We start from the raw sequence: 6365 nt of genomic DNA on the forward strand, positions 1-6365 counted from the left end.
TTGTGTTTTTGATTTTAGGTCTTGATCTCGTACAGTGGTGCCTCTTATATACCTCTTTTATAAACCTCTTTTAAACCTCTTTTAGACCCCTCTTGAACCTTACTCTCCCAAGGCTTATAGAAGTTTATCAAGTAGGTTTTGTCTGTTTATCAAGTAGGTTTTGTCTGTTTATCAAGTAGGTTTTGTCTGTTTATCAAGTAGGTTTTGTCTGTTTATCAAGTAGAACTATAAAGTTGACTACTTGATAAACATAATCTAAAATTAATTTGTAATCATTAGGAGGTACAGCATGGGAAATGAAATTATTAAATATGATCCAGAGTTAAATACCATTCCACTTCGAAAATTTACTCCAGTTGAAATGAATTTATTTTTTTCGATTATTTCTCGTATGCGTGATAAGAGTGATCAGACCATTCGTTTTACTTTTGATCAATTAAAAGAGCTAAGTGCTTATAAACCTACTGCAAATAACCGTTTTGAAGATGACATTCAGAGAACTTATGAAAAAATGATGGGATTACATTTTGGTAGACGAAGTAAAAGTGGATTAACTCGAGAGTTTTTTGTTTTGTTTACAGAATTTAAAATTGATGGAGATGCAGAAGAACCTTATGTAGACGTAAAAGTTTATGAACGTGCTTTACCCCTTTTAAACAAGCTTGAAAGTTGGGTTCGTTATGCGTTGGCAGAGTTTAGAGATTTAAAAAGTAGTTACGCAAAAACAATGTTTCGGTTACTAAAACAGTTCAGAACCACTGGATATGCTTATTTTTCTAAAGAAGACTTTTTTGAATTACTAGATATGCCCAAAAGTTACTGGAATAGTCCCTCTAACGTCGATAAATTTGTTATAAAACCCATTAAAGAAGAATTAACTCCTTTGTTTAGAGGATTAACGGTTAGAAAAAAATATGGTAAAGGGCGTGGGAAACCAGTTATTGGCTATTCGTTTACCTGGAAACCAGAAAAGAAAGATGCCAATGATTTCTCACAAGGCCAATTACAAGATGAGCGTCAAAAGCTTTTTAATATTCAGCATAATGGTGAATTAACAGAGCAGGAAAAATGGCGTGCGACAGATAAAGTTAAAGGTCTACCACTAGGCTCAACTGAAAAACAGATTTTAGCCGAACGACAGATTGAGCATGATAAAAAAATAAGAGATCAGACAAGACAAGAAATGCTTGCTGAACTCCGAAAGGGGTTTGGAAATCATGCCTAAAACAATTAAAGAACTTGCTAATGAATTGAAAGTCTCCAAACAGACTATTCAATATCACTACCAAAGACTACCAACAAAGAACCGACAAAAAGATAGTCAAGGCACAAACATGATTAGCCCTACAGCTGAAAGGATTATTAGAGATAAGGTAGCAAAGCCTTTGGTAGCAAATAACCAACAAACAGGTAGCAAAGAAAGCAATGAGCTAATCGCTACTCTAAGAAGAGAAGTAACAGATTTAAAGTCTCAACGTGACAAACAGCTTGCTACCAAAGACCGACAAATAGATCATCTAACAAAATTAATAGATCAGCAACAACAACTGCAATTAACAACTGTAGAAGAAAATAGAGAGTTAAAAGCCCATATTCAAAAAATAAGTGGCTTACTTGAACCTTCTGGGCCATTTCAGAAACGACAAAATAATGCCTCAGAAGAGGACGTGTATAAAAATAAAAGCAATAAAAATTGGTGGCATTTTTGGTAAAGTTTTCTTGATTTTAGCAAAAACGTTATATTGTCAAGAGCGGCGATAAAATAGACTTTATGGATGTTTCTTCTCAAAACCTTGAATTGTATTCATCAGGAATACATAAACTTCGTTCAAATTTATTAAATTGTTTTCCAGAAAATAATTATGATGTTTTTATATCATACTTTCACAATGACGTGTTGATTGCTAAGAGAGTAGCTTGTTGGTTAAAAACTGAGTTTGGTATCGATGACTTTATCGATTCAACCATTTAGGTTTCCAAAGAAGCCGTTTTCCCCACTTTTAGGGAAAGCCCTCATGAGAGAGCCGGAACGGCTTAATACTTGTCAGGCTTAAGGTGTATATAATGCTGTCTGGAAATACTAGCTTGTTTTTTTATACGAGTTGTCCATAGTTGAGTCTTGGGGGGGCAATATGAAATTTCAAGAAAAGATTAAAGCGTTGAGATTAGAAGCCAAAATGACCCAGGATGATATGGGAAAATCTTTATTAGTTTCGCGTAAAACTGTTTCTAGTTGGGAAAATGGCCGAAATTATCCAGATATTAATACATTGGTTAAAATCAGTGATGTTTTTTCAATATCGTTAGATATTTTGCTAAGGGAGGACAAAGTAATGACTGACAAGTTGAGTGAAATTTCCAAATTGAGTAAGAAAAGCCTTAGGATATTTAAGATTAGTTATGGGTTTATGATGGTTCTTACTGTTTTATCTTATATATCGAGTATGACACGTTTTAATCTACGTAATGGGTGGTTAGCTATGCTTTATGTGGTTAGTGTAGCTATTTGTCTAACACATTTTCCCTTAACTGGACATCAATTAAGGGAATGGTTTGGTTCGTTTGATCATTTATTATTGTTCGTATTTATTTTAATTGGTACTGGGTACCTAGCGTTACACATTTCTTTCGTAGTGCCTGGTGAGTCTGTCCCTTACTTGACGGGTACTATTATAGGAGCGTTTATTGGCAGCTTAATTCGGGTTGTATCAGTTATGGCTATTGTTGTATTTAGTCCCGATAAAGTACTAAAAATGACAGCTACCGGTCTTGAGTGATTAAGTTTACATTTCTTTATTTTTATCGTCTTGATCCAACTTGTTTTACTACTATTTGTTAAGCGTAGAAAGTAAAACTAAATTATAGGGTCTATAATTATCAAATAACCCCTCAAAAACATTGAAAGAATAGCCCCCAATATCTATAATTTAGATATTGGGGGCTATTTTGATTTATTTTTTTATAAGTACCCCTAACCTATAGCTATTGATTCAAGATTTCATGGGAGCCAGTTGCAACCAATAACAAAATCAATTCATCATGATCTAGCTGATAAATAACAATCCAGTTGTCATAATTTTTACCATAGTTTCCATATCTGGCAGGGTGAAATTCACGATAGCCACGCCAATTTCCTTTTAATGCATGATCTTTAATCTGTTTCAAAATAAGTACATCTTGTTCAACAATTGCTTCTAAGCAAGGCTTCAAGACAGTTATTGGGAAATGTTTTTTGACTAGTTTTTTTAATTCACGTTCAAAAGATTTGGTCTGTTTAATTTGCATCTAACTTATCGATCCAATCTTCAAAGTCAGTCAATGAACCAATGTTTTTGACCTGCCCTGTTTCTGCTTCTTTTTTAGCGGCTAAGGCTTCCGGAGAATCTAAAAAGCTGACTAATCGAACTTCATTATTGGCCGCTTTAACTAACGATAAGCGTATATACTCAGAAACGGTTAGCCCTTGTTTTGCTAGATTAGCTTTAGCCCGTTCACTAATGTCAGGTGTTACACGAGTTGAAATTGTCTTGTTTTTAATAATAGTATTACTCATTCTAATCCGCCTCCTTTAAGTTTACCATCGTACTACATTATAATATTCGATTTTTAGGTTTTCTGCAACTAAATTAATTTTAAAGTAAAGGAACTAACAGCTTATGCAACAAGTTGTCTTACCCATCAAAGATTCAAACGTTCTTAAAGAGGTTCAAGATACGTTACTCAATAACTTTAAGAAGCTGTTTAGTATCTTTGATTTTGACCAAATAATTTGATAAAAAAAGGAGTGAGCGAAGCCCACGCTCACATTTAACTGCGCCTCCCGTTGGTCGTTGCTAAAATCAAGCCCACGGTTAGGAAACTTCGGTCACACCCTCAGGCAGAATTAAATAGCGTTAATAGCTGATCTGGCCCTTTCTATTGTTCTAACTGTCGTTATTTTGAAATCAAGCATACTACATCAAATCATGCTATAGCACTAACAGTAAGATAAATCAGAAAATCAAAATATCAGTTAAAACGATGATGTGGCTAAAACGTAATTTAATTGCTAGAAGGAACAAATGAGATATTAAAGATAAAAAGGCTGACACCTGTTTAAGGGTGTCAGCCTTTTTATCTTTAATATCTCTAATTAGTGGTATGGTCTTTCTAGCGACCACCAAATCCACTAAAACCACCAAAAATCATTCCAATACCACTACCCGTTGTACTAGTTTGATATTTATCTGAGATAAGATTCAAATAGATAACTTTAACTTTTGGGGATAGGGCAGATTTTATCGCTAGGGGCGTTAGAAAAAATTGTAAATCACTTAAAATTTTTGGCAAATATTTTTTGTCTTTTAAAGATTGTTCTGCTTCCAGTAAAAATGGTTTTTCTTCAGTAGTTGGTGCATCAGCTAAAGCATTTTGTATATCAGTAAGTAATTTCACTTCAGTAGGTATTCGTTTTGTGTTGTTTTTAAAAAAGCTCATTAGATGACACCTCCTTATTTTTCATGTCCTGATTTCCATGAACCGCCAAGTACAACCATTTTTAAGGACATAGAGCATGGCACAGAAGATATCATAAGGATCAATGTGTTTTGGGTGAGTTCGTTTTCTTGAAGCTTCCAGATCCTGGCGGATCAAATCGAATTGTTGCCGAGAAATATCGCTTTGGTAATGATGACTAAAATGTTGCATATGATTACCAACTTTTTTGACAGTAGTTTATCAAATTATTTGGTCAAAATCAAAGATACTAAACAGCTTCTTAAGCTGGCCGACGTAACTATACGATTTTTCAAGTTGGTAAAGCGACGCTACTGCGAGTGAGTGAAGTTATGGGTTTAAAACAGACCGATATTTTTAATCTGGACGGTTCTATTAAACAAAATGCGTTCATTCATGATCGAAAAACTGGTAAGCCTAATACCTTGTACCTTAAACCAGTTCAAACAGAACTCTTATTGTATCGTCAATGGCTGCTTGATCATAAACTAGCATCTGAATGGCTCTTTCCTTCCATTCAACACCCAGATCGCCATATCACTGAAAAACAGTTCTACAAAATTATGAGTAGGGTTGGCGATCTGTTAGGAATTAATTATCTAGGTACTCATACGATGCGCAAAACTGGGGCTTATCGTGTTTACACGCAATCAAATTACAATATTGGCCTAGTCATGCACTTACTAAATCACTCAAGTGAAGCCATGACTTTAGCTTATTTAGGCTTGAATCAAGCAAGTACAGAAAACATGTTGAACCAAATTGATTTTGGGTAAATTGGTTTGATTTTGTTGTCGCCAACGGCGACTTCTGATACAGGTTTTTAATGGGTCTAGCACAACATAGAATAAATTCTATGTGTAAGTGCGCATTAAACTCATTTCATTCCGTTTAATGACGCTAAAAAATAGCTAACTTGATCATTGAAATAAAGGTTGTTTTTTAGTTCAATGCGCACTTATACACAACAACTAAAGTTGATTGTGCTTATACTAAAAAAAGTTGTATTAGATTTCGCTGCGCTCAAACAAATCTTTTTAATTGCTTTACACCGTTTTTCTTTCTAAACTTAATTACCATCTTTGAATAACTAACTATAAAAAGATGCCTTTAATTTAAACCTGAAATAATTAGCTAATGTTAGGAGTAACTCAGATGGACGAAAAAAAAGTATTAAAGCCAATTGATGAAATGCTTGCTGATCCTTGGCAAGTTGATATTCAAGAATTGTTTGAAGCTTTTGTTCATGAACCTGATGAGATCAAACAGAATTTGTATAATTCCTTGTACACTTACATTTTGCAAAAAAGACAAGAAGATATTATTAATCGACCAGGATTTGTAATTTAGCCCTCTAAAAGCTCACTGAGGGCTTTTTATTTTGTTTTGGCATAAATTATATGTAAATATGCTTAAAACTGCTGAGAATTGAAAATAAAGGCCTTAAAAGGGACATAGCAGTTAAATTCTTATTATGTTTTAGAAAAGCTAACTGTTTGCTGTCAATGGTAGCGGACGAGCAAAGCGTGGGAGCATAAGGAATTGACAGCTCTAAACCAGTCTTAACACTGAATTGGCGAAAGCCAAAGTTTCTATAAAACTTTGCTTTCCTGCCTAACGGCGAGTGAAAAAACGGTCAAGCTGTTTCAGCTTGACGGGGTGCGGGGCGTCAGCGCCCGTATAAATGTGGCTTGCCACACCTTTTTAGGCAACGAACGAAGTGAGGCGCAAAGAGCGTAGCGAATGGAGTTTAATGTGAGCCGGTTTTTGGCTCACTCCTTTGTGTTTTTGATTTTAGGTCTTGATCTCGTACAGTGGTGCCTCTTATATACCTCTTTTATAAACCTCTTTTAAACCTCTTTTAGACCCCT

7 protein-coding genes and 2 pseudogenes are annotated in these 6365 nt (G+C 34.7%); 6 read left to right on the forward strand and 3 right to left on the reverse strand.

The window, feature by feature from the left end; translation table 11 throughout:
* The first annotated feature begins 289 nt into the window (after window positions 1–289).
* The 3 genes from U8521_RS12685 to U8521_RS12695 all read left to right on the forward strand — a co-directional run bounded on the left by U8521_RS12685 (window position 290) and on the right by U8521_RS12695 (window position 2777).
* The gene (locus U8521_RS12685) at window positions 290–1225 is read left to right on the forward strand and encodes a replication initiation protein (RefSeq protein ID WP_062689268.1); all 936 of its coding nucleotides are present in this window, start codon (window positions 290–292) and stop codon (window positions 1223–1225) included.
* On the forward strand, window positions 1218–1712 hold the full coding sequence (locus U8521_RS12690) for a DUF536 domain-containing protein (RefSeq protein ID WP_062689270.1): 495 nt from the start codon (window positions 1218–1220) through the stop codon (window positions 1710–1712). The genes U8521_RS12685 and U8521_RS12690 overlap by 8 nt, the downstream gene beginning before the upstream one ends.
* A 420-nt stretch (window positions 1713–2132) precedes the next feature.
* Window positions 2133–2777, forward strand: a complete 645-nt coding sequence (locus U8521_RS12695; protein ID WP_062689272.1) for a helix-turn-helix transcriptional regulator — start codon at window positions 2133–2135, stop codon at window positions 2775–2777.
* Window positions 2778–2982: 205 nt separating this feature from the next.
* Here U8521_RS12695 and U8521_RS12700 read toward each other — a convergent pair whose 3' ends face one another.
* Window positions 2983–3285, reverse strand: a complete 303-nt coding sequence (locus tag U8521_RS12700; protein WP_010625626.1) for a type II toxin-antitoxin system YafQ family toxin — start codon at window positions 3283–3285, stop codon at window positions 2983–2985.
* Entirely contained in the window at window positions 3275–3553 is a 279-nt protein-coding gene (locus tag U8521_RS12705) for a plasmid mobilization protein (RefSeq protein WP_003625288.1), read from the reverse strand. Before U8521_RS12705 ends, U8521_RS12700 begins: the two co-directional genes overlap by 11 nt.
* A 103-nt stretch (window positions 3554–3656) precedes the next feature.
* On the opposite strand from U8521_RS12705, the pseudogene U8521_RS12780 reads away from it, so the two are divergent.
* A pseudogene (locus U8521_RS12780) lies at window positions 3657–3734 on the forward strand (site-specific integrase); the annotation flags it as partial.
* A 415-nt stretch (window positions 3735–4149) separates the two neighbouring features.
* Here U8521_RS12780 and U8521_RS12710 read toward each other — a convergent pair.
* Complete coding sequence (locus tag U8521_RS12710; protein WP_015474710.1) at window positions 4150–4476, reverse strand: hypothetical protein; 327 nt, start codon at window positions 4474–4476, stop codon at window positions 4150–4152.
* A 284-nt stretch (window positions 4477–4760) separates the two neighbouring features.
* Here U8521_RS12710 and U8521_RS12715 point away from each other — a divergent pair.
* Window positions 4761–5270, forward strand: a pseudogene (locus U8521_RS12715) (site-specific integrase); the annotation flags it as partial.
* Window positions 5271–5631: 361 nt separating this feature from the next.
* Window positions 5632–5844, forward strand: coding sequence for a hypothetical protein (locus U8521_RS12720; RefSeq protein ID WP_001748064.1), 213 nt, complete (start codon window positions 5632–5634; stop codon window positions 5842–5844).
* Window positions 5845–6365: the final 521 nt, after the last annotated feature.

This window comes from Companilactobacillus miaonis, assembly GCF_036913615.1.
In the GTDB taxonomy this organism is placed as follows: Bacteria; Bacillota; Bacilli; order Lactobacillales; family Lactobacillaceae; genus Companilactobacillus.